We start from the raw sequence: 23,882 nt of genomic DNA on the forward strand, positions 1-23,882 counted from the left end.
ATGGCTGATATGGATAAGCAACAGTAAAGTGAAAAACTATGACACAGACAGCAGCAATTACAGAAGCGATTACCAGCTTAACCGATGCCCATACCCGATTCGGTTTAGTCCGAATTGAGGACGAGCAGTTTTTCCCAGAATGGTCTGAGGGATTACCTAAAATTACCAAAGCTGAAAAAACCTCTTTGGATGTACTGCGGCGCAGATATCTATATCACCGTGGCGAAGGTGATTTGTTAGAGGGGACAGTGATGTTGTTGATGGTGTCCCCCCTACTTGCACTAGCAGGGTTTTACGATCCTCCTTTTAAAATTGCCGCAGAGTCATCAGTAGAGTTGGTGTTGGATGATGGAGAAGAGATACTGCGTGGACGGATTGACGTTCTGGTGCTGCCAAATCAGTTGTGGGTTATGGTGTTAGAGTCTAAAAAAACTAAACTTTCGGTTTGGTCAGCTTTGCCGCAAGCACTCGCTTATTTGATGGCTAACCCTCATCCTGATAAACCTGTGTTTGGGATGTTGACTAACGGGGACGATATTTTATTTATTAAATTGACGCAAACACCTACTCCTCAATACGATCTGTCGCGGGTGTTTGCTCTGTTTACCTCTGCTAGAGAGGTGTATGATATATTGCAAATTCTTAAAGGTATCGGTCAAGCGATGTCTACGCCTTGATGGCATACACTTTGTTTTGACTGAAAAATTGTATTTTTACTTGAAGTGTGGTGACAAAAACTTCAACATTATTTACAAAAGCTCGAGTGTTGATAACTAATGTTGTAATGTTGATGACCAACGTTGTAATCTTAAGAAGAAACATTGTAATGTTGATGACCAACGTCGTAATCTTAAGAAGAAACATTGTAATGTTGATGACCAACATTGTAATCTTAAGAAGAAACATTGTAATGTTGATGACTAACGTCGTAATTTTGATAATTACAGTTTAATTGTACTGGTGATACTATTAATAGTACTAATACTTGCTTGAATTTTCAAAGATGAGAGCGCACAGTCATGCGTCTTTATCACGTATTGCATCCAAAATTTTATATTTCACCAAAATCTGGAATATTGCACAGCAAAGTTGTATCACATCTCAGTGAAAACCTCTTGCTGACACAATTATGCCGCCAAACTACTCAGGTCAAAATCTCCGAGGTCGTTCTTTTAAAGGTCAAAACTTGACTGGAGCCAACTTTAGCAAGGCGGATATTAGAGGAGCAAACTTTACCAACGCGATTCTTAAAGATGCTGACTTCACAGGTGCTAAAGCTGGATTACAGCGACGTTGGACAATTGGATTACTTATAGTCTCATGGCTGCTATTAGCGCTATTAGGGTTTTTATCACCCATCCTTGGTTTCTTGGTAGTATCTATTTTGGACTATAATAATACTCAAAACTTCATCATAGCGATAGTCTCCTTAATCTTACTGCTGGTTTTTTGTATTATTACCATTCGTAAGGGTTTAACAGCAGGTTTAGGAGCCGTAGCTGTAACCGTAGCCGTAATTGTACCTGGGGCTATAGTCGTAGCCGCAGTCGTAGCCAGAGCCTTCGGTGGAACTGCAAATAAAGCCGGAGCCTTAGCAGGAGTCTACGGTGAAGAAGTACTCTACAGCATAGCTGTAGCCTTAGCCGTAGCCGTAGCCGTAGCTGTAGCCGTAGCTGTAGCCAGAGCCATAGCCGGAGCCTTCGGTGGAGGCGTAGCGTTTACCATAGCCTTAGCCGTAACCTTCAACTTTGTAGCCAGAACCGTAGCTGGAGCCGGAGCCAGACCCTTTGCTTTCGCCTTCGCCTTTGCCTTTACATTATTTAGTGCTTACATTGGCTGGCGTAGTTTGGTTGGAAATGAAAAAGAAGCTTGGGTTCGCTCATTCGCGACCGGGTTTGCTGCTACAGCTGGAACTAGCTTTCGTGGGGTTGATTTGACTGATGTTGACTTTACAGGTGCAATTCTCAGAAATACAGATTTCAGAAATGCCAACCTCACACGCACTCGTTTTTATGAAGTCAAAAAGCTCGACCTTGCTAGAGTAGACAACACTATACTAATTAACCTTGCTGTTCTCAATTTACTCATAAGCTGCAATGGGAGAAAAAAATCATATCTTGGTGCTAACCTTAAAGGCGCTAACCTCATAGGTGCAGACTTAAAAGAAGCAAATCTCAAAAATGCCAATATTACTGAAGCAAACTTGCAAGGAGCTTGTTTAGAGTGGGCAAATTTAACTCTAGCTGAGGCAATTGGTACTAATTTCACTAGCGCCCAAATGACTGGTGCTTGTGTGGAAGCATGGAATATTGAAAGTTCAACTCAGTTAGATAATGTTGATTGTCGCTTTGTTTATCTTCTAGAACACCCCAAGCCGGAAACCGATGACAGCGAACGCCGTCCTAGTAGTGGGGACTTTCAGCCAGGAGAATTTACTAAGCTGTTTGAAGAGGTTTTAAATACTGTTGATTTGATTTTCCATAATGGTATTGATTGGAAGGCTTTTGTTAATGCCTTTGAAAATGTAAAAAATCAAAATGAAGACACAGAATTAGCCCTACAGAGTATTGAAAATAAAGGTGATGGCGTAGTAGTAGTTAAGGTTGGTGTACCTCTTGATGCCGATAAAGAAAAGATTCATAGCGATTTTACGCAAAATTATCAGCTAGCATTGCAAGCTGTAGAAGAAAAATATAAAGCACAATTACAAGCTAAAGATGAGCAAATAGTCGTTTATCGCCAACAAAGTGGAGAGATGACAGAGATTATAAAATTATTAGCGAATAAACCAATTAATGTTCAAGTTGATAATAAAGTTGAGAATAAAAATATGACTAACAGTAATGATGCCAGCCGCAAAATTGAAATTGGCAGTGTTGGCAGAGATTTTAATGCTAGCGGACAAGCTTTGAATTTAGGCGATATTAGCGGTACGGTAACAAATACCATCAACGAGTTACCAGGATCACCCGAACCTGATAAACCTGGAATTAAGGAATTGTTGACGCAATTGCAAGCAGCAATTGAGGCTGATACAAACTTAGCGCAAGAAGATAAAGCTGAAGCGTTAGAACAAGTCAAAGCCTTAGTAGAAGCCGGCAAAAGTCCTCAAGAGGGGGCGATGCAAAAGGCGGCGAAAACGGCTATAAAGATTTTAAAAGGTACAGTTTCTAGTTTACCCAGTGCCACAAAGTTGGTTGAACAGTGCAGCAATTTATTGCCGTTGATTTCAAATTTTTTGGGTTTAGGGTGATTTGCTTTCAATTCCAATCATAGTAGGGGCGTACAGCTAACTGTACGCCCCTAAATTTATCTGCGATCGCTTCCAGCGAGCACTCAGTGCCATCGCACCCTTGGCATCCTATTAACGAGAATAAGGGTGATTGAAGGTTTCCCAAGCAGCTTTAGCAGCCTTTTGCAAGCGAAAACTGAAGTCTACTACGTCTTTCATAAATAAGTACCAGTTTCTCTCGGCTTCATCCTGAATTATTGCCCAAGAGTTTTCTAAGCGAAAGCGATCGCGTTCCATTAATTTCCTTCCTTCAATTAATTCCCGTGCTTGACGCACAACTTTCAAATAGGTTTCACGGGTGAGAGTACCTGCCGAATCAGCCTCAGCTTGAGCACGTCTTTTTAGCGCCTCAATCAGCGCTTTAGTTTCGCGCTTCACTTCATCAGTTTCACCAGCCATTTCGGTTTCTACTAATTTGTCGGTTTCAGAACTGATTTCTACAACTACTATGGATTCGGTCGATTCAATTATTGTGGTTTCAATGGATTCGATGTTGTTAGCATTCATAGTTAAAACATCCTTAGTTGCAAAGTTTACTCTTGGATGAAAAGTACACCCTGTACTGGCAATCATGAGCCATTGTAAATTTCACAAATGACTCATGACTAATGACAAATTAATAAACTTTTGTTGGCAGTTGTTGCTCTAATTTCAACAATGCTGCAACTCTCACTTCTGTAGCAGGGTGACTGGAGAACAAGTTACCCAGGAACTGTCCAGAGATGGAATTGATAATTAATAATGGCTCAAAGGCTGGATTGGCATTTAAAGGCATCTGTCTGGCTCTGGCTTCTAACCGTTGCAGCGCCCTAGCTAAGGCACGAGGATTACCAGTTAATCTAGCAGAACCTGCATCAGCGGAAAATTCTCGTGTGCGCGAAATTGCCAGCTGAATGATTGTTGCAGCTACTGGTGCAAGTATGACTGTTAACAAAACACCCAAAGGATTTCCACCTCTGTTGTCATCTCGTGAACCACTGCCAAACCATAGGCTGTAACTAACCATTTGGGCTAGGAATGAGATAGCACCAGCAACAGTAGCAGCAACGGCTTGTGTGAGGGTGTCACGATTAATAATGTGGGTGAGTTCGTGGGCGATAACGCCTTCGAGTTCATCATCTGGCAATATATTCAAAATACCTTCGGTGACAGCAACAGCAGCGTGTTCTGGATCGCGCCCTGTAGCGAAGGCGTTAGCACCTTGGCTTGGAACAACGTAAACTCTAGGCATAGGAATATTGGCGCGATCGCTCAACCTCTGCACCATCCGATAAAGCCCTGGTGCTTCTGTTTCACTCACAGGCTGTGCCTGGTATGCTGCCAGCGCAATCTTATCTGATTGATACCAAGAAACCAGGTTTGTGACTGCTGCCAAGCCAATTCCGATCATCAAGCCACTGTAACCGCCAATTACCCAATAACTAATTGCGATTAAAAGACCACTTAGTGCAGCTAGTAAAGCAGCCGTTTTCAATTGATTTGTCATATTTTCGCTCTCCTGCTAATGCCGTGTAAATTTTTTAGAAAACAGCATTACTTAAGCTACATTTTGATTGTATCCAGCTAAACTTAGATATATGGTACAGAAAACCTATCAGATAAGTACGGTTTTCCTACTTAATTTTTAAAAATATTAATTTAGTTTTGTTTGATACTTCTATATTAGTAATAAAATTCATATTTATAGATAGTAAGAAAGCATCTATCTATAGGAATAATTTTTTATCCAGACAGTAACTACAAGTGCGATGCCTACCTTTGGCTACGTCTAGGCTGTTAATTTAGATCCAGTTAAGTAAGTCAGCAATAAAATTCAATATCGAACTGTATCCTTATTTGTGAGAGATTGTGGCTAGAGTTTTAAAGCTTGACTGACTTGACCAAAGGTAATGTGTGTAGAGGGTGTAAACACCTTTAAATCGTTGGTTTCACCATAACGAAACTCTAAACTAGCCCGTTTTAATGGCTTATTTATCCGCAGCACTTGCTCAATAAAAGGGCTTAAGTTTTGGACTTCTTGCGCGTCAATTTCCGTTGTATCGCCAACTAAAATAATTACTACTTTGTCTTTACCAACAGACACTTCTGGTACAATACTCCAACGACAAAGCTCTGTGAATAATAATTCAATTTCTTGTTGAGGACAACCAGATTTCATGACGATAATCATCGTTTTGACATCCTCCTAAAACGTGTAATAAATGTGGCATGAACTTGTAAGGATATGATATTAGCGATCGCAAACTAAACCGAAACCTCCAAAGGAAGCTCTATGGGTAAAACCAATTCTGGGCAAGGATCGCAGATTATTCTTTGCCGAAAGTAACAAAAGAGGGGTTATATCGTGTCCGGTTAAAGACTTATCATTAAGACCGCAGTTCTTGCTGGGGAAAAGAGGGTTTTCCGATTTTTGCACAGATGTGGTAACTGTAACTAATTAGCCGAACATGATATTACACAATATCCGACATATTCATGTCACACATCCACCTTTTCTGCTTGTTTGCGTGCAGTTTTCATACCTGGAGAATGCAGAAATGTGTAGCCGTAAGGCTTGTCGTCAGACATTGCTGTGAAACCCAACAAACCCCTGAAAAATAGCTAACCAGCAACGACAATATCTGCGTTAGTCAGGGACAATCCGGTATTGAGTGTAGCAATTTGGATTTTAGCGATCGCTCCTGTGCCATCTTGATCGAAGAAGAGAGAACCATTACCTGTGCTGTAAATAAATCTTTGACTACTTGTAGTGGCTGCTGTGCCGATCGCAAAACTATTGGCAGCGATCGCTGCACCAGCAATTAGCCCTCCACCAAAACCAGCCGCAGAGACAAAAATCGTATCATCAAGTACGCTAAAATCAGCGATCTGGTCGATTCCTTCACTGCGAGAGTTGAAAGTAAAGCGATCGCTTCCCACACCACCTGTAAGTATATCGTTACCAGCACCGCCAGTTAGGGTATCATTCCCCGTACCACCATTGAGAGTGTCATTGCCAGCACCGCCAGTCAGGGTATCATTCCCCGTCCCCCCGTCAAGAAGATCGTTGCCAACGTCAATTGTTTGAGTTGTCAATTGCAGCGACCAATTATTGAGTGTACCAGTAACTATATTTTCATCATCCGTGACCTCTAGTTTCCAAGTCCCATTTGGGTTTTGAGTGTCAAAAGCAGATAGCAGCCTTTCTGGTTTAAAAGTTCCGGTAAAAGGGGCAGTCCCAACTGTAATTGATGTTGCTGCCTCATCATCCAATGTCGTGTTGGTAAAATTACTTCCACTACTCCCAACATCAGTAAACAACTCAACGCGAGTGCCTGTTGGGCTAATCAGGAATACATCTAAGTCAGAATCCCAATTGTGGCTAATATCTAAAGTGACGTTGACATCAGTAATTGACCCACTTAAACCACTGACGGCTAGATTAGATTTAATTGTGGACAAGTCAGGGATACTAAGAGCAGAGTTATTGCTAAAGGTTTTAGTTTGATTCTTAACCCCATCACCAATCAGATTATCATTGCCTGCACCACCATATAGCGTGTCATTCCCAGCACCGCCATTGAGCTTATTGTTAGCACTGTTGCCTGTAATTGTGTTGTTGAGACTGTTACCAGTGCCGTTGATCGCAGATGTGCCTGTGAGAATAAGTTTTTCTAAATAAGCTGGGCCCAAGTCAAAGCTAAAGGAAGACTCAACTGTGTCTATGCCTTCACCAGCGTTTTCAGTGATAGTGTAGTAATTATCACTATTGATTAGATAGCGATCGTTGCCAGTGCCGCCATTGAGCGTATTATTGCCAGCACCACCATTGAGCGTATCATTCCCAGCACCGCCATTGATGACATCATTCCCGCCCTGTCCAGAAAGAGAATTATTGTATTCATTCCCTGTAAGAGTGTCATTAAAGTTGCTTCCTATGGCATTTTCAATAACAGATATACCTCCTTGGGAGTTAGCGATCGTAAATCCTCCTTTAACACCAACAACTTGACTAATGAAACCGCCAGCATTAGGGTCGTTATTCGCCAGAGTTGCATTGTTCAAGTCGATAATGACCGAATTACTTGCCCCTTGACCAGATATGGTATCTGTTCCGCCTGCATCCCAAATAGAAGACCAATAAGTTCCCACACCATTAGACGATGGAAGCAAATAGACGTTATTACCCGTGTTGTATGTCCGATTGATACCGTAAATATTTTGGATGGCTGCGATATCAAATGCCATTGGCCCCGCAGCAAATCCCCAATTTGCATCGTACCCAGGGGAATAGGAACTGCTATCAGTGTTGTAAGACATGATTGTCGTCACAAACTGATTGAGATTTAAGTCGCCATCATCTGAAGCATTGTCAACGCCTGGAAAGATTGAAGAACTTCCTCCATTGTCGTGAGGATGAGCTAATCCCAAAGCGTGACCAATTTCGTGGATAAAAGTGTAGTAGTAGTAACTACCAACTAAGAGGGCTGCATCATCGCCTAGGTAGGACTCCCAGTTAACTAGAACATCTCCTTGCCCAAAAAGACTAGAAAATTCTCCTGGTGGCTGTGCTTGACCTAGTACGCCATCACTACCCAAAACAGAAGAATCAACACTATGAAATGTTAGTTCAGCTTGAGAATCATTAAAACCAGAATACTCTAGCTGGAAGTTAGCCACATTTGACCAGGATTTTACTGCATTAGTAAAGGCATTTATTTCAGCATTATCGAAGGAGTAATCCCAAGTTTTATTATCAACAAAAGAGTAAGTAATTTTTCTATTGTCATTTTCAATTTTCCAACGACTGCCCCATAGTAAGCTGTCTACATAGATTGAACCAGTTTTAGCAACACCACCAGTAAAACCAACAAAATTAGACATCTGTTTCTCCTTTTTAGAATCAGAATGAGATTTTATTTCAAATAGTTTTGAGAATTTATAGCTAGGTTTTTACTAAATACAAGCAGAAGTAAAATACCTTATAGCTTCGCATCTTGTGTGTTAGTGTGAGTATGCCTATAACTGGAGTTACAAATTCATTCACACAATACAAAATAAAAAAAGTACGAAAATTATTCATTCACCTTTTCTGCAATCTTATATGCATAGTTATGTATGTAAGATTGCAGAAAACTGCATTTTAATTTAGCCCGTTGCATTGCAAAAGTTAGCAATTAGTTTTGACTTGCTTGATTGCAGAAAACTGCATAATTAATAAATATTTGCTTATTTATTATCCAAGGGTGCAGTTTTATTAGATACTCAAGTAATCTATATAAAAGCGCACCCAATGACGATCAAATACAGATTAAACAGGTATTTGCAGTTTGGATTGGCAGGGTTGCTGGGCTGCTCAAGTGTAAGTCTCTTCACTAGCGAAACCCAGGCACAGCAAAGCAATATCGTGCCTGATAACACACTTGGGTCTGAGTCCTCTCAAGTTATAGACAACTTTCAAGGACTACCAATAGAAGTAATTACAGGTGGTGCAACTCGCCAAATCAACCTTTTTCACAGCTTTCAAGAATTTAACATCAGCGCGGGACGTAGTGCTTATTTTTTCAGTCCTAGCGCAGATATTCAAAATATTCTTGCACGGGTGACAGGTAATAACCCTTCAGAAATTTTGGGTAAGCTGGGTACTTTCCAGATTATTAACGGTAGTATAGCTGGTTCTAATGCCAATTTATTCTTGATAAATCCTAATGGGATTGTGTTTGGGAAAAACGCCAGTTTAAATATGCAGGGTTCGTTTGTCGGGACAACTGCGAACGGTGTGCAGTTTGGCAATCAAGGTGTTTTTAGTGCCACAAATCCCCAAGCAGCGCCATTGTTGACTATTAATCCTTCAGTATTGCTGTTTAATCAAATCCAAGCAAGTGGGGGAATCATCAATCAATCGCAAGCACCCGCAGGTACTAATCTTATTGGACAAGATGTTACGGGTTTGCGAGTTGCTGATGGTAAAAGTTTGCTGCTTGTTGGTGGAAATATCAATATTGATGGTGGGAGTATTCGCGCTTATGGCGGAAATGTTGAGTTAGCAGGTTTGGCTGCACGGGGAAATGTGAGATTGAATTTTGCTGGTGATAATCTGGGTTTAGTAATACCTGAGAATGTGAAACGCGCCGATGTTTCGTTGAGTAATGGCGCAGAAGTTAATGTTCGCGGTGCGGGTGGCGGTAATATCAAAATTCAAGCTCGAAATGTAAATTTAACAGGGGGAAGCATACTCAGAGCGGGAATAGATACAGGTTTAGGTACTCCAAATAGTAAAGGTGGAGATATTAATATTAATGCCACAGGAGATACAACGTTAATAGATCAAGGTTTCATCGCTAACATAGTGCAAAAAAGTGCATTTGGTAATGCTGGCGATATCAATATTACGACTGGGACATTGACGTTACAAAATGCTGGACAAATCAATGCTAATCTCTACGGGCAAGGTAATGCAGGAAATGTAAATATCAATGCTCAAGGAGCTGTTACTGTTACAGGTCAAAAAGATGATTTAATTAGTGGAATTGGTAGCGCTGTATTGACAGAAGCAACAGGTAATGGTGGTAATATAAATATCAAATCTAGCTCTTTTATACTAAGTAATAATGCTTACGTTACTACTGGTATTTTAGGACAAGGTAATGGTGGTAATATTCAAATCACGACAGGTACGCTAAAAGCTACCAATGGAGGCGATATTGATAGCAGTATCTTTGGCAAAGGAAACGCTGGGAATATCAGCATTAATGCCCTTGATAATATAGTCTTCGATACTAAGAGCGATGTTAGTAGTAATGTGTCCCAAGAGGGGGTAGGTAACGGAGGAAATATTTACCTGAAAACAGGTTCACTCTCGTTAACTAATGGCAGTGAAGTATCGACAAATTTATCAGGACAAGGTAATACCGGAAATATTACCGTCGAAGCCTCTGATAATGTTAAGCTAGATGGCGTTTTTATTGACGCGGGTAAGTTTGACCTTAATAACTTGGATTATGATTCGCTTAGTGGTTTGCAAAGCGATTTAAACATTGGAGGTGTTGGGAAAGCAGGAAACATTCAAGTTACTACAGGATCACTTTCTGTTACTAATGGTGCCGAAATATCTAGCTTTACTGGTGGAGTCGGTAATGCAGGGAATATCACTATTAATGCCCGCGATAATGTGACATTTTCAGGTTTTGGAGGCAGAATGAAATCCGGCAGTACAGTATCAAATTTCGGTATTAATAACGCGATAGGTAATGGTGGTGATATTCGCATAACTGCAAGTAATTTCCTACTGAAAGATGGCGGCCGATTAAATGCTAGCAACGGTGGACAAGGAACTGGAGGTAATATCTTTCTTGATGTTGGCAATACTATTACTTTTGATGGAATTGGCGGTAGTGGTTTATCTAGCGGTGCCAGTACGGAAGGATACAATGGTAACGCCGGAAATATTCAAATTGAAACAGGATCGCTGTTTTTCACAAATGGCGGTAGAATATCTTCTTCACATAGCGAAGGAAAAGGTAATGGTGGAAATATCACCATCAATGCTCGTGATAGAGTAACTTTTGATGGTGTCGTCAAGGGTGGAACTTTTGGTCTTGACAAAATTGGTATTAGCGGTTTATTTAGTTACTTGCTGAGTGGTGAAGGTAAAGGAGGTGACATCGAAATTACAACAGGGTCACTTTCCGTCACCAACGGTGCAGTCATTGCTGGAGACACAGATGGACAGGGAAATGGCGGCAATATCACCATCAACGCCCGCGATACAGTTTCTGTCACCAATGGTGCAACCATTTCTGGAAACACACTTGGACAGGGAAATGGAGGCAATATCACCATCAATGTCGGCGATACAGTAACTTTTGATAGTGGAGAAAATGGTTTACTTACTTCCGTAGGCACTAATGCGCTAAACAATAGCACGGGTAAGGCTGGAAATATCCGCATCAACGCTAGAGAATTATTTGTAAAAAATAATGGTACACTCGGCGCTTTTAGTGACGGTCAAGGTAATGGTGGTAATATCTTTATCGATACGCGCGATGCCGTTACTTTTGACGGAACCAATGCTAAAAACTCTTTCACTGGGGCATATACCTTTGCTAATGGAAGCGGGAATGGTGGAAATATCGAGGTTAAAACAGGAACGCTGACCTTAAAAAATGGCGGTGTAATTCGCACTTCTGCAAACCGGAATGCTGGAAATATAAACATTGATACCCGCGATGCTGTGATTATCGATGGTGTTAGTGGAAATAACACAAGTGGCGCTTTTAGTTTTTTAGACGATGGAGGTGTTGGCAAAGGCGGGGATATTCAAATAACAACCAACTTTTTAAAACTAAGCAACGGTGGACAACTTGCTGCTACCACTTTCGGTAAAGGTAATGCTGGTGACATTATAGTTAATGCTGGCGATGCTATTGGTATTGATGGTGTCGGTAGTAATGGAAGCTTAAGCGGTGTTTTTACTACCTTCCAAGGTGAAGATGAAGGTAGGGGAGGCAATATTAACCTGACAACAGATTCTTTATTTTTAACTAATGGGGGAATAGTCAATGCTGGTACTTATTCTAGAGGCGATGGGGGTAATATTACCATTGATGCACGCGATCGCATTTTAATTGACGGTGTTAGCACCACAAGTTTTTCTAGCGGTGTTTTTAGTACAGTCAATCCAACAGCTGTGGGCAATGGAGGTAATATTTATCTGACAACAGATTCTTTATATTTGAGTAATGCTGGGCGACTAAGTACCAGCAGTGTGGGGCAAGGGAAAGCTGGAGATATTAATATTAATTCTGGTTCTACAACACTTGATAACCAAGGATTTATTACAGCAACCACCAACTCTGGTGATGGTGGAAATATTAATTTAACTGCTAGCGATCGCTTACTATTGCGTAATAGTAGCAGAATTTCAACCACCGCAGGTACAGCGCAATCAGGTGGCGATGGTGGTAACATCGATATCAATTCAAGATTTATCATCGCCATCCCCAAAGAAAATAGCGACATCGCAGCCGATGCCTTCACAGGAACAGGTGGAAACGTCAAAATTAACTCGCAAGGTGTCTTTGGTATCGAGTCGCGTCCAAAGGCAACCGAGAAAAGTGATATTACAGCCAGTTCTGAACTTGGCGTTTCAGGCGTAATCAACATTAACGCACCCGATACTAGTTCCATCCTAAACAGCTTCACCGAATTACCTCCAGTCATTGACACCAATGCACTCATCGCTAATAGCTGCATTTCACGCGGTACTAAACGACAAGAAAACTCTTTTACCATCACGGGTTCTGGTGCTTTGACTACTAATCGTCCTGGGGTTTTGGTTTCTAACTATACAACTGGTGAAGTGAGAGGTGTCGAAACTACATCCCGTCCCTGGAAGAAAGGCGACCCAATTATTGAACCACAAGGATTATATCGGCTGAATAATGGGCAGTTGCTATTGAGTCGAGAATGTTCTAATTAATAGACTTCTTGCATAAATCAAAAATAAGAACCCCACCCCGCCAAAGTTACGCTTTGTCTCTCCTCCCGAAGAGCCTACCGTGTATACACAAGTCGGAAATAGTAGTCTGTCAAGGAATAATTGACGAGTCCATTCTTTGTAGAGACGGCGATAAATCGCGTCTCTCTAACGTGTCAGTTTTTTAGACGCGATAAATCGCGTCTCTACATGAGATAAATCGCGTCTCTACATGAGGGGTTTCTGGCTTATCCCAAGCATATTGGGATAAAACTGGTGACTTGTGTGTACACCGTAGCCCCGCAAGCAGGGAGGGGTGTTAGGGACTTTTGCAGACTTCTTGCAGAAGTGGGGAAAAGGGTAAGGGGGAAAGGAATGGAACTTTCCTTTTCCCTGCCTCTTCCAAAAGTAACTTTTACAAGAGGTCTAATCTAAGTCCCAAACCCTGGCGTCAAGCCTGTTTTACTTCTGAATTCTGCTGTAAGTCTTTCATCAGACACAATTCAGCTAATAGGAACAACCACGCTTTTACGCACAGTACGCTTGCGTAGGCGTAGCCCGTTGTAGACATCGCTTTTAGAGGATGTTTGAGTTGCTACAGGGAAGGCAGAAGTCGCTACAAGGAAGACAGAAGTCGCTACAGGGAAGACAGAAGTCGCTACAGGGAAGACAGAAGTCGCTACAGGGAAGCCAGAAGCCGCTACAGGGAAGACAGAAGCCGCTACAGGGAAGACAGAAGCCGCTACAGGGAAGGCAGAAGTCGCTACAGGGAAGGCAGAAGTCGCTACAGGGAAGACAGAAGTCGCTACAGGGAAGGCAAAACAGAGAAATTTGCTGATAAACATATATCCTGATAAGGACGCACAGCTAGCTGTGCGCCCCTACCTGTGATAACTCATTCAAATGAGAATCGTTATAATATTAAAACGGTTGATAACGGACTGAAAAATTAAAGCCATTATCTTGCAGTGAAGTACCGCGATCGCTTGTGCCCATCAATGGTATACCATAGTCTGCACGCAATACCAAACCGTTAAAAGGTTGCCAGTTTAAGCCCAACCCCAGACTAGCTATAGTTTGCGGGTCGGCATTAACACCGCGATTGTTCCAAGCTGTACCGATATCAAAAAATGGTATTAGCTGTAATGTTTCCACATTTGATGCTAGGGGAATACGAACTTCTACACCTCCAACTACTCCATTGTCAGCAACAAGTTGATTTTGACTATAGCCGCGCACTGTATCAACTCCGCCAATACTAATTTTTTCCAACGAAAGTAAGGAATCAGGAGTAAGTTGAGTGTTAACTTTAGCCAGCATCAAGATGCGGGGAGATAGCCGTTGTACCCATTGAAATTGTCCCACCCAAGAGAAAAAACGCCCGTCAGTACCGCTATCGTTGACGGTTGCATCAATTGCATCAATGCCAAAACTAAATTGCGATCGCGCTGCTAAAACACTGTTAGCATTACGTTGTAACCAATCTTGGGAAAAGCGAATTACTGTAACTCTTGATTTCCCATCTTCGGGCCCTTCAGTAAAGGAGAAGGGAATATCATTGAGGATGAAGGTTTGACTGCGCCGTAAATCGAATGCCAAACCTAGAGCAAATTCGTTATTTGGTGTGTGGATTAACGGTTGACGGACGTTAAATGAAAGGGTTTCGGCTTCGCTGCGGATATTTAAGTCACGAAATTCACTTTCAATAATCCGGCTAGCACTGTTGCTGTAGCGGACACCAATCGTTCCATCTAGGGCGTTAAAGGGAATAGAATAACCGATATTGTAAATGTCTAAACCTTCACTACCAGCATATTCAGCATTGAATTTATCCCCAAACCCTAAGAAATTATCGTGAGCAATAAAAACATTCCCTTGTTCTGAACCAACACTAGGTGATTGGTTATTTGCAAAGACAACCCCAGCGTGGAATGGTGGCGATTCGGTAATTGTCACCTGTAAAATATTACTTCCGGGAGTGCTACCTGCGGTTAACTCAGCATTAACTCGTTCAATCACGGGGTCAAGTTGTAATAATTGCAGTGCTTGTTCGAGACGTTTTTGGTTTAAAGGCTTACCCGCCAGCCGTGCAATCCGGGAACGCACGTATGCAATTTGCAATCTTTCTAACCCTAAAATGGAAATTCCTTCAAGTTCGCCTTCCACAATTTGGATTTGCACGACACCGCTAGCGATATCTTGATTATTGGGAATAAATGCGCCACTGGTAATATAGCCATTATCAACATAGAGTTTAGTAATTTGCGATCGCAGTTGCAATAACTGCTCAAATGTGATTTCTTTATTTTCTAAGGGCCGTTTTAACGCGATGATTTCATCTTCTAAAACAGAGTATCCTGTGACTTGAATTTCTTTGACAAAGAAACTTTCACCGCTAGGAAAGGTGGTATCGGGTAGATTTTCCTGTTGCGGTGATGGAAGTATGCGGTCAGTTGGTGCAGATGGTGTGGGAGGAATAGTTGGTGATGGTGATGGTTGAGGAATAGTTTCTTCCACTTTCCCTGGAATATCAGGGGGAATTGTTACTCCAGATGGGGGTGTCGATTGTGCAAATACTGCGAGTGGAGTGATGCTAATGCAGGAAAACAATATGAAAAAAAGCTGTTGAAATCGGAGGTAGGAACCCATTGTTTATCTACTGTTTGTAAAAGTCGTCATTTGTCATTTGTAGGGGTTTTATGTATACTTATGCTTAGTAATATAGTTCTATTTATTCCCACCCACTGATTTAGCGATCGCATTAATGATTAGATATAGGAATCCTATCTGATTTGTGAAATTATTTAAGATGGAACCTTGACAAAACAGGCTTTTCCAGCTCAGTATGTTTTCAACAATCAAAATATAGTCCTATATGTAATGAGTATTATCACTTAATTAAAATACCATAATAGTTTGCTTGATGATTGCATAAAGGTGCAATCATCAAAATCTGATTCGGTCATTTTAATCTTGATAAATAAGACAATAAATGCAGTAATAAAAAAAGACGGGATAGCGCAAGCGCTGACTTGTCAGTTCGCTAACCACTAGGGAACTTGAAAGCCAGAAAATTTACGCTATCTTTATTTAAGATTGGGACAATATACTTTCCACATCTACACTTGAACATTGTTGTAGATCATCGCAAGTATACGCTATTACTGAACCATCAGGCTCAACAGAAAACAGAAAGTTATCAGCAGCATAAGTAGGGTGTCTTCTGGAAGTTCCAGGATAAACTGGGTTATATCCCAATAAAACTAATCCTTGAGAAGAAGACTTGAGGCTAATTTCCTGGTCTACAACCTGCTTCTGATTTATTCTAGAGTCAAAATATCTAGTTCTCATCACTCCAGAATATCCGCTCATTACCAGCACGCTTTGATAGACGACTCCATCAATGCTATATCTTAGCTTCCAACTTCCGTAAATCGGAGAATTTGCATCTACGAGCTGCGCGATCGCATAAGATGAAGCTTGAGAAACATCTGATGTTTGTACTAAGGCATTTCTGGCATCTGCTGACTTAATACCAAACAATCCAATTCCAGCTACTAAAATTGCAATTGAAGTGGTTTGTTTAAAATTCGGAAATGTCAAAGATGTAGCTAAAACTGTGTTGCAAACTAGTTGAGAAAACATAATTTACCTCTGAATCTGAGTTAAAAAATAATGATAATTTCATCAGTAACGGTTGATGAATTGATGATTTTTGCTGTTTTTCGATTCATTAACCGTTTCTTTAATACTCAGACTAAGGGAGATGACTAAGTAATGCATTCACCATTTATGCATATATAGTTGCATAATTTGTATTGTGCGATCGCATGATGGTGCGTCCCATTTTGCAGAAAACTGCACACTTTTGAAAGTTTCAGTTTTTTCTGCTGATTTCTGGTAATTTAAACAATAAAAGCTAAATAACTATTTTCTCTATGTGTAGAAATATGAAAATAAAAAATAAATATTTCACAACATTACTCTCTGCACGTCGATGGATGCAGATATTGTTTAAGGTCGGAAACCTTTGCAAGATGCTAATTTATTTCTCTACTCAGCAACAGCAAAAACCAAACAGGCATCACAGATTGATTCAAGTATTATTTTTGACAACATTATTAATATGTCTTTTGTTTGGGCAAGTTGTATCTGCACAAACGCCAAATGCCACTGCACTAGTTGAACAAGGAATTAAAGACTATAACGCCGGAAATTTTTTTAATGCGATCAGAAATTGGCAAGAGGCATTAAATCAAGATAAAAATAATCCGTCAGTTACGGCGGTTGTAAATGAAAATTTGGCGCGTGCTTACCAACAAGTAGGAGAAAACAAAGCAGCAATTACATCCTTATCTGCGGCAATTCGTGACTATGGCGCGGTAGAAAATATCCAGCAAGTTGGACGCATGAAGTCAGAACTTGCCCAAGTTTACAGCAATTTGGGACAACCCCGCAAAGCGATCGCACTTTTGTGTGGTCAACTGGTAAATAAGTCAAAAACCTATGAAAATCAACCAAGTCAGGAAATAAAATGCACTCCAGAAAGTGCTGAACAAATTGCCACCAAATACAACGACAAACGCGGTCAGGTTGCGGCTTTGGGCATTCTCGGTGAAGCATATCGCTTAATCGGAAGTTACGACCAAGCAATTAAGTATTTAGATGCAGCGCAACAAGTTACTCCAGAATATAAATTTTTGGTGTTTAATAGTTTGGGTAATGCTTACAAAAGTCGCGGTCAATTACGAGAGTTACAAGCCGATTCTGCAAATAAGGCTGGTATTTTTAGTAAAGAACAAGAATTTACTAAAAAGTCCGTAGAAGACTACAACAGAGCTTATCAATATTTTCAGGATAGTATAAGATTCGCCCGCAATGAAAAACAAGCTTTAGCAGAGATGCGGGGATTATTAAATTTAATTCAGTTGGGTTCCCAGACAAATAAGAGCAAATTTATTAATGATGATGAGTTTAATACAACTATTAAAGATGCTTTAAAAGTTCTTAAAGGTTTGCCCGATTCAGCCACAAAACTCTATGGGGCAATTGATTTAGCATACTTGCAGCGCGATGCTAAAGGAACTTCACCCTTTACCTACTGTCCAACTCAGCGGGTTTTATCTAATAACGAAGCATTAAATTTGCTCGAAAACTCAGTATTAACAAGTAAAAAATTACAAGATAATCGTTTAATTTCTTATTCTAATGGTGCTTTGGGTCATTTCTGGGAATGTAGCCCAGAGAATGAAAAAGCGTTAAAGAATGAAAAAGCATTAAAATATACCCAAGCTGCGATCATTGCAGCAGATAACAAATTGAGTGCAAAAGATAGCTTGTATTTGTGGGAGTGGCAAGCCGGACGCATTTTAGATAAAGAGAAGCGAAAAGAAGAAGCGATCGCATCTTATCAACGAGCATTTGATACCCTGGAAGATATCCGCAGCGATATTTTGACCGCCGAACGGGATGTACAGTTTGACTTCCGCGATGTTGTGCGACCATTGTACCAGACATTGGCACAGTCGCGGCTCGATTTGCTAGGAGTTGGGGCAATTGCCGATGAACGACGTGCGAAGGAATTATCGGCAGTAGTTAAAACCATTGATGCTTTAAAACTAGCAGAATTACAAAATTATTTTGGTAATGATTGCATTTTAAGTGCCTTGAATCCCAAACAGGTGGGAGAAGTCCTCAAGGATAATAGTGTAGCGTTTCAGAATACTGGGTTTTTGAGTTCCATAATTTTAGAGGGCAAAACCGGGCTATTATTGCAGTTACCCAATCAGACAACTAAATTTAAGTGGATTGAAGACCCCAATCAAGAAGGTACAAACAAAATAGTTAGCAGCGACAAGCTACAGAAAAAAATTGCCGAGTTTCGCACAGGATTAATTAAAGGCAAAGAAGAATTTAGCTACGATACAACAACTGCGGCACAGCTTTATGATTGGATAATTCGCCCGTTTGCTGAAGATATCAAACCGGAGAAAGTCAAAACCCTGGTATTTATTCAGGATGGGTTTTTGCGTAGCGTTCCAATGGCAGCACTTTATGACAGTCAACAACAGAAATATTTAGTCGAAACCTACGCAATTGCTACAACTCCCAGTTTACGACTTACCACACCTAAAGTCCGCGATCGCAGTACACAAAAAGCGTTAATTTTAGGTTTAACGGAAAAATCCACAATCGACGGCAAGACTTTTGATCAACTTTTTGCTGTTCCCGATGAAATCAGTGCGGTTGAAAGTATATTTCCTAATCATACCGACCTCATTGATAAAGACTTTTTCCCCGAAAGTTTTCAGCAGACACTTGACAAAACCACATATCCCATTGTCCACATAGCTAGTCATGCTCAATTTGGCATCATTCCTGAAGACACCTTCATTGTCACAGGCAAAAACCAAAAACTTACCATCAGCCAATTAGAAAACTCACTGCGAAACCTCAACAGCAAATCAGATGGTGTCGAACTACTCACCTTGACTGCATGTGAAACCGCAGTTGGCGACGACCGGGCCACACTAGGATTAGCTGGAGTTGCATTGCAAGTTGGGGTTAAAAGTGCGATCGCATCTTTGTGGAGTGTCAGCGATCAATCGACATCCGAACTAGTCAAAACATTTTACACCAACTATCGCAACGCTGGCATGAGTATTGCAGAGGCATTGCAAAAAGCCCAAATTAGAATGATTCATGCTAAGGAATTACCGCAATCGCAAGGTATAAATCCCAGCTATGAAAATCCTGCGTATTGGGCAACAATGATTGCGATCGGTAATTGGCTTTGAAAGCTACAGATCCCTCTGACTTTGCATGAGATTTGGAAAGCTAATAAGAACAGTGAATTCAGATCCCCGACTTCTCAAAAAAATCGGGGATCTAGCAACCTATCATATCAAGTTAGGGTGATTACGGGCAGATATTTTTATTAAAAAGCTAGGGCGTTATAGCGATGAATTATGCTCAATATAAGAGCGCAGAGCGGAGTTAATTAGAGATTGGTAGCCTTTTCCTTTGCTTTTAAACCAATCTAGAATATCTTGATCTACTTGAATTAATGTGGCTTCTTGGCTAACAGGTTTTACCATTTTGGCTGTTTCCCAAAATTGCTGATCTAATTCAGGGATATCTGAAGTATCAATCGCTGTATCAGGAATATTTTGGAGTTCTTTAAGTCGATTGGGCGAGATATTCATAGTAGGTTCTCCTTTCTTTAGGGGTGGCTTTTCGGGCAGAGATTAATCGAATGTTGCCGTTTCTGTCTGTATGGGCGACGGTAATAATTACAACGCCTTGGATTGAGCCTATACTAATTTCTCGAATTTCTTCATAGTCGTACCGTTCATCAATTGAGGTGAAAACAACACCAGCAAATATTTCTGTAGCTTCTTCAAAACTAATGCCATGTTTCTGGATATTTTGTTGGTTTTTATTTTTGTCCCATTCAAATTTCATTCAAATATACATAATCCATATAGAGTCAAGTGTAATATAAAAATCTTGAGTAGGCATCTTTGGAGATGTCTATTAGCTTCCTTAATTGCAGGGATGCCGATTTACAAAAGCCCTTGATGTCCTGGTAACTGCCCTCAGATTTCTTCCACTCATGATAAGTATCAGCAATTTTACGTTTTATACTCTTCACTGACATTCTCGACTGAGTACCAAGCGTCCATCAGCAAGTCGATAAAGCCCTTGTGGTTCAATTATGCGATCGCCTTTTTTCCAAGTCTGCGGTGTTGGTTCAACATTACGCACCTCACCAGTCGAATAGCTTGAAATTAATCCATCCCCTGGACTATTACGTAAACCACCAGAACCAGTAATGAAGAATGTACCCTTTTGTTTGGAACTGCGCGAAACGCAACTATTGGCGATGAGTGCATTAGTGTCAATGACATTTGGAAATGCTCCACTGAAGCTATTTTGAATGGAAGTGGTATCGGGTGCGTTAATATTTGTTGTACCTGAAACGCCTAATTCGGAACTTGCAGTAATATCGCTTTTTTCAGTTGGCTTTGTCCGCGACTCAATACCGAAGATACCTTGGGAGTTGATTTGAATTCTTCCACCGGAACCAGTGTATGCATTAGCGCTGATATCGCTATTTTCTTCGGGGATGGCGACGATGAATTTAGAATTGATATTGATATTACCGCCATCGCCACCAGCTTGTGCCCTACCTGCGGTGGTTGAAATTAAACCGCGATCGCGCAAAAATAATAAATCAGCGATATCGAGGTTGATGTTACCACCATTACCTGCATTTGTGAAAGAAGCAATACCGCTACCTTTACCAATAACTTCCAGAAAATTAGCCTTAATTCTAATATTTCCAGCGTCACCCGTACCGAGGCTGCCAGAGACGATTTCAGCATCATCACGTACAGTCAGGCGATTGGTAGTAATATCTATATCACCACCTTTACCATTAGCCCCTTCGTCAACTGATGATAGTAAGCCAGTTGCAGACTCACTGTCTGGACCAGTCAGGATAATGTTATCAGCTTGTACTGTTAAATTACCCGCGTTTCCATTTCCCTGAGTTGCTGATGATATCTGGGATTCTTCTTGTACATTTAATAGTTGAGTTTTAATGCTGATATTGCCTGCATTGCCTTTAGCTTCACTGTCAACCTGAGTTGTGATGTTGCTACTTCCGCGTAAATCAATTTGATTGGCATTAATCGTAATATTTCCCGCATTACCTTGATTGAATGTGGAGGCAGAAATTTGTCCGTTATTGCTGAGGTTTAAGCGTCTTGTTGTAACATCAATGCTGCCCCCAGAACCAATACCTCCAGTTTGCAATTCGGCAAATAAACCGGATGGTGCTGAACCATTTAATCCTTCTCCACCAACCCCAGTAATATCAATAGAATCAGTGGCATGAACCACCAAATTACCCCCTTGTCCCTGTCCCAATAACACTGAGGTTGATATATTTCCACCATTACTCAACCGCAAGCGTTCTGTATCAATAGTTATTGTGCCACCTCGGACATCGGTATTACTTCCCTGAACATTCGAGGATAAGTTACTTATCTCATAAAAACCCCCGAACCGAGACAGAATTTCTTGTGTTAGAGGCTCAGACAAAAATTCTTCCGCAGCTTGGTCTAGTCTAGCCAAAAACTGTTCTTTAGGTACGAAAATAAACCCATCCAATTCTACATCTTTGGCGCGGATAGTAATATTCCCGGCATTGCCACTGCTTTCAAGGGATGTGCTGCTTATATATCCTCCTTGACTGACAGTGACTCGCGGTGTTTCAATCGCTACATTACCTCCATTTCCTGAGCCAGAAGATGTACTGCTTGATACTTTGCTAGAGAAACCGCTAATCTCTACGTATTCACTAGCTTTAATAAAAATGTTAGCTGCATTTGCACTGCTAGAAGTATCTGTACTGATATAACCCCCATCTTTGAGATTGAGTCGCTGGGTTTCAATGGTAATATCCCCTGCTGTTGCTTGAGTTGTACTTCCGCGTGGTGTAACAATACCTGTAGATATCTGACTTTGAGTTACCTCAACCGCATTCCGAGCCTGAATGGAAATAGAACCGACACTTCCACCACCAGATGTAAATGCTGTCACTCCCCCTGTTGGGAAATTATTTTGGACTCGGAAAGTACCCGTTTCAATCCGCAGATTACCTGTTGAACCCGAACTCGAGCTTAGGAGTCCTAAAGTAGCTTGGTTAGTGATATTGACCGCATCTGTAGCTCGTATTGTCAAGTTCCCGGCGTTACCTGCACCTCCAGACCCAACAGAGACAAAGCCACCATTGATATTAACCGAGTCCATAGCATTTAAAGTCAGGTTCCCTCCACTGCCTTGACCAAAACTCAATGCAGAGAGAATACCGCTATTTTCTGCTATTCCATCTCCGGTAATTGTAATTTTCCCAGCATTGATGCTAACATCACCACCCGCACCTGTGGCTGAAGCGCTGCTAGCAGATAAAATCAGACTGCTGTTAGCAAGAGTTACTGCATCGCTAGCTTGAATTTGAATATCACCACCTTTCGCTACACCAGAAGTAGCACTCTGAATTCCAGCGCCGTTATCTAAATTAAGTTGAGTTGCATCAACAAAAATTGAGCCGCCATTGCTACCGAAAATAAATGAACTATTTAAGCCAATCTGACCCCCAAATAGTTCAATTGCACTATTGCCACTTGCAACGATGAAGCTACTATTTGTTAAGTTGATGGGTGCGCGTCCGAAATTTTCTGGAAACTGAAAACCCAATGAGGAGCCATTGACATTTAGCCCAACAGTTGTATCTCCAGTGACTGCTCCCAATTTCACTTGTCCATTTTGAGTAAACAAATAACTACCATCCAAGGTAATTTCACCGCCCATAAGTGCTAGTGTGCTACCAGAGCCAACACGTAAAGCATCAACAGCATTTCCCCTTGAATCCCGAATCACTGCTTGGCTAGCAATACTTCCAGGTTGTGAACCAAACTGCAAGCCAACAGGTACATTGATAGCTAATAACGGCGGTGCTTGGGGATTTGTGGCGCTAAATTCTATCCCATTAGGAAAGACTAAACTATTTGCTGTTGTTCCCAAAAAAGAACCTTGTATATCTAAACTGGCATTTTTACCAAACACAATGCCATTTGGATTTAGCAAAAACAAATTTGCATCACCTAATACACCCAATCTTCCGAAAATATTTGATGAGTTACCGCCAGTAACGCGAGAAAAAATATTTGTTATCCCGTCTGGATTGGCGAAATAAACGCCTCGACCAACACCGACGTTAAAATCTTGAAAGCTGTGAAATAGGTTCGTGCCACGAGCCGCACCGCCATCGATGATGTCATTTTTTTGATCAAAAGGTATAACTTGCGATCGCTCTTTCCCCAGGCTATTATCGGGAGTTAACTGAGCAAGAGTAGGATGAATAGAAACTGCAATTACTCCCACGCATCCCAACCATCCTGTGAGAGCGAATTGCAAAATTTTCACCATAACTTCTGCGCCTTTGTTTGGTAATAATTGCCTATTTTGTGCTGGATGGATTTTAAAGGTCATTTTTGATATCAGTTAAGAAAACTTTAGACAATTGTCTTTCTTTCAGGTAACGTTAGCTGACATGACACTCGT

General features: G+C 41.0%; 14 protein-coding genes. 4 read left to right on the forward strand and 10 right to left on the reverse strand.

Going from position 1 to position 23,882, the window contains the following annotated elements:
* Window positions 1–38: 38 nt before the first annotated feature.
* Together RM347_RS08270 and RM347_RS08275 are read left to right on the forward strand one after the other, a co-directional pair.
* A complete protein-coding gene (locus RM347_RS08270; protein ID WP_322719997.1) occupies window positions 39–677 on the forward strand; it encodes a type I restriction enzyme HsdR N-terminal domain-containing protein in 639 nt (212 codons plus the stop codon).
* A gap of 452 nt (window positions 678–1,129) precedes the next feature.
* A complete protein-coding gene (locus RM347_RS08275; RefSeq protein ID WP_322719996.1) occupies window positions 1,130–3,253 on the forward strand; it encodes a pentapeptide repeat-containing protein in 2,124 nt (707 codons plus the stop codon).
* 111 nt (window positions 3,254–3,364) lie between these two features.
* Here the strand turns inward: RM347_RS08275 and RM347_RS08280 are convergent, their stop codons facing one another.
* The 4 genes from RM347_RS08280 to RM347_RS08295 all read right to left on the reverse strand — a co-directional run bounded on the left by RM347_RS08280 (window position 3,365) and on the right by RM347_RS08295 (window position 8,155).
* Window positions 3,365–3,799, reverse strand: coding sequence for a hypothetical protein (locus RM347_RS08280; RefSeq protein ID WP_322719995.1), 435 nt, complete (start codon window positions 3,797–3,799; stop codon window positions 3,365–3,367).
* Between the two features lie 109 nt (window positions 3,800–3,908).
* Window positions 3,909–4,778, reverse strand: a complete 870-nt coding sequence (locus RM347_RS08285; protein WP_322719994.1) for a zinc metalloprotease HtpX — start codon at window positions 4,776–4,778, stop codon at window positions 3,909–3,911.
* A gap of 366 nt (window positions 4,779–5,144) precedes the next feature.
* Window positions 5,145–5,462 carry a hypothetical protein gene (locus tag RM347_RS08290; protein WP_322719993.1) on the reverse strand — a complete coding sequence of 106 codons (318 nt, stop codon included), beginning with the start codon at window positions 5,460–5,462 and terminating at the stop codon, window positions 5,145–5,147.
* 431 nt (window positions 5,463–5,893) lie between these two features.
* Complete coding sequence (locus RM347_RS08295; RefSeq protein WP_322719992.1) at window positions 5,894–8,155, reverse strand: M10 family metallopeptidase; 2,262 nt, start codon at window positions 8,153–8,155, stop codon at window positions 5,894–5,896.
* Window positions 8,156–8,564: 409 nt separating this feature from the next.
* Here RM347_RS08295 and RM347_RS08300 point away from each other — a divergent pair, with 409 nt between their 5' ends.
* Window positions 8,565–12,752, forward strand: coding sequence for a beta strand repeat-containing protein (locus tag RM347_RS08300; protein ID WP_428850529.1), 4,188 nt, complete (start codon window positions 8,565–8,567; stop codon window positions 12,750–12,752).
* A gap of 500 nt (window positions 12,753–13,252) precedes the next feature.
* Here the strand turns inward: RM347_RS08300 and RM347_RS08305 are convergent, their stop codons facing one another.
* The 3 genes from RM347_RS08305 to RM347_RS08315 all read right to left on the reverse strand — a co-directional run bounded on the left by RM347_RS08305 (window position 13,253) and on the right by RM347_RS08315 (window position 16,394).
* Window positions 13,253–13,594, reverse strand: coding sequence for a hypothetical protein (locus RM347_RS08305; protein WP_322719990.1), 342 nt, complete (start codon window positions 13,592–13,594; stop codon window positions 13,253–13,255).
* 76 nt (window positions 13,595–13,670) lie between these two features.
* Complete coding sequence (locus tag RM347_RS08310) at window positions 13,671–15,398, reverse strand: ShlB/FhaC/HecB family hemolysin secretion/activation protein (protein ID WP_322719989.1); 1,728 nt, start codon at window positions 15,396–15,398, stop codon at window positions 13,671–13,673.
* 441 nt (window positions 15,399–15,839) lie between these two features.
* Window positions 15,840–16,394: a hypothetical protein gene (locus RM347_RS08315; protein ID WP_322719988.1), complete on the reverse strand. Its 555-nt coding sequence runs from the start codon at window positions 16,392–16,394 to the stop codon at window positions 15,840–15,842.
* Window positions 16,395–16,858: 464 nt separating this feature from the next.
* Between RM347_RS08315 and RM347_RS08320 the strand changes: the two genes are divergently transcribed.
* A complete protein-coding gene (locus tag RM347_RS08320) occupies window positions 16,859–19,546 on the forward strand; it encodes a CHAT domain-containing protein (protein ID WP_322719987.1) in 2,688 nt (895 codons plus the stop codon).
* A gap of 156 nt (window positions 19,547–19,702) precedes the next feature.
* Here the strand turns inward: RM347_RS08320 and RM347_RS08325 are convergent, their stop codons facing one another.
* From RM347_RS08325 to RM347_RS08335, 3 genes are all read right to left on the reverse strand, one after another.
* Window positions 19,703–19,954 (reverse strand): BrnA antitoxin family protein, encoded by a 252-nt coding sequence (locus RM347_RS08325; RefSeq protein ID WP_322719986.1) that lies wholly within the window; start codon window positions 19,952–19,954, stop codon window positions 19,703–19,705.
* On the reverse strand, window positions 19,929–20,213 hold the full coding sequence (locus RM347_RS08330) for a BrnT family toxin (RefSeq protein ID WP_322719985.1): 285 nt from the start codon (window positions 20,211–20,213) through the stop codon (window positions 19,929–19,931). Before RM347_RS08330 ends, RM347_RS08325 begins: the two co-directional genes overlap by 26 nt.
* A gap of 186 nt (window positions 20,214–20,399) precedes the next feature.
* Window positions 20,400–23,810, reverse strand: a complete 3,411-nt coding sequence (locus RM347_RS08335; protein WP_322719984.1) for a filamentous hemagglutinin N-terminal domain-containing protein — start codon at window positions 23,808–23,810, stop codon at window positions 20,400–20,402.
* Window positions 23,811–23,882: the final 72 nt, after the last annotated feature.

It is taken from the genome of Nostoc sp. ChiQUE02, assembly GCF_034531305.2.
Lineage (GTDB): Bacteria > Cyanobacteriota > Cyanobacteriia > Cyanobacteriales > Nostocaceae > Nostoc.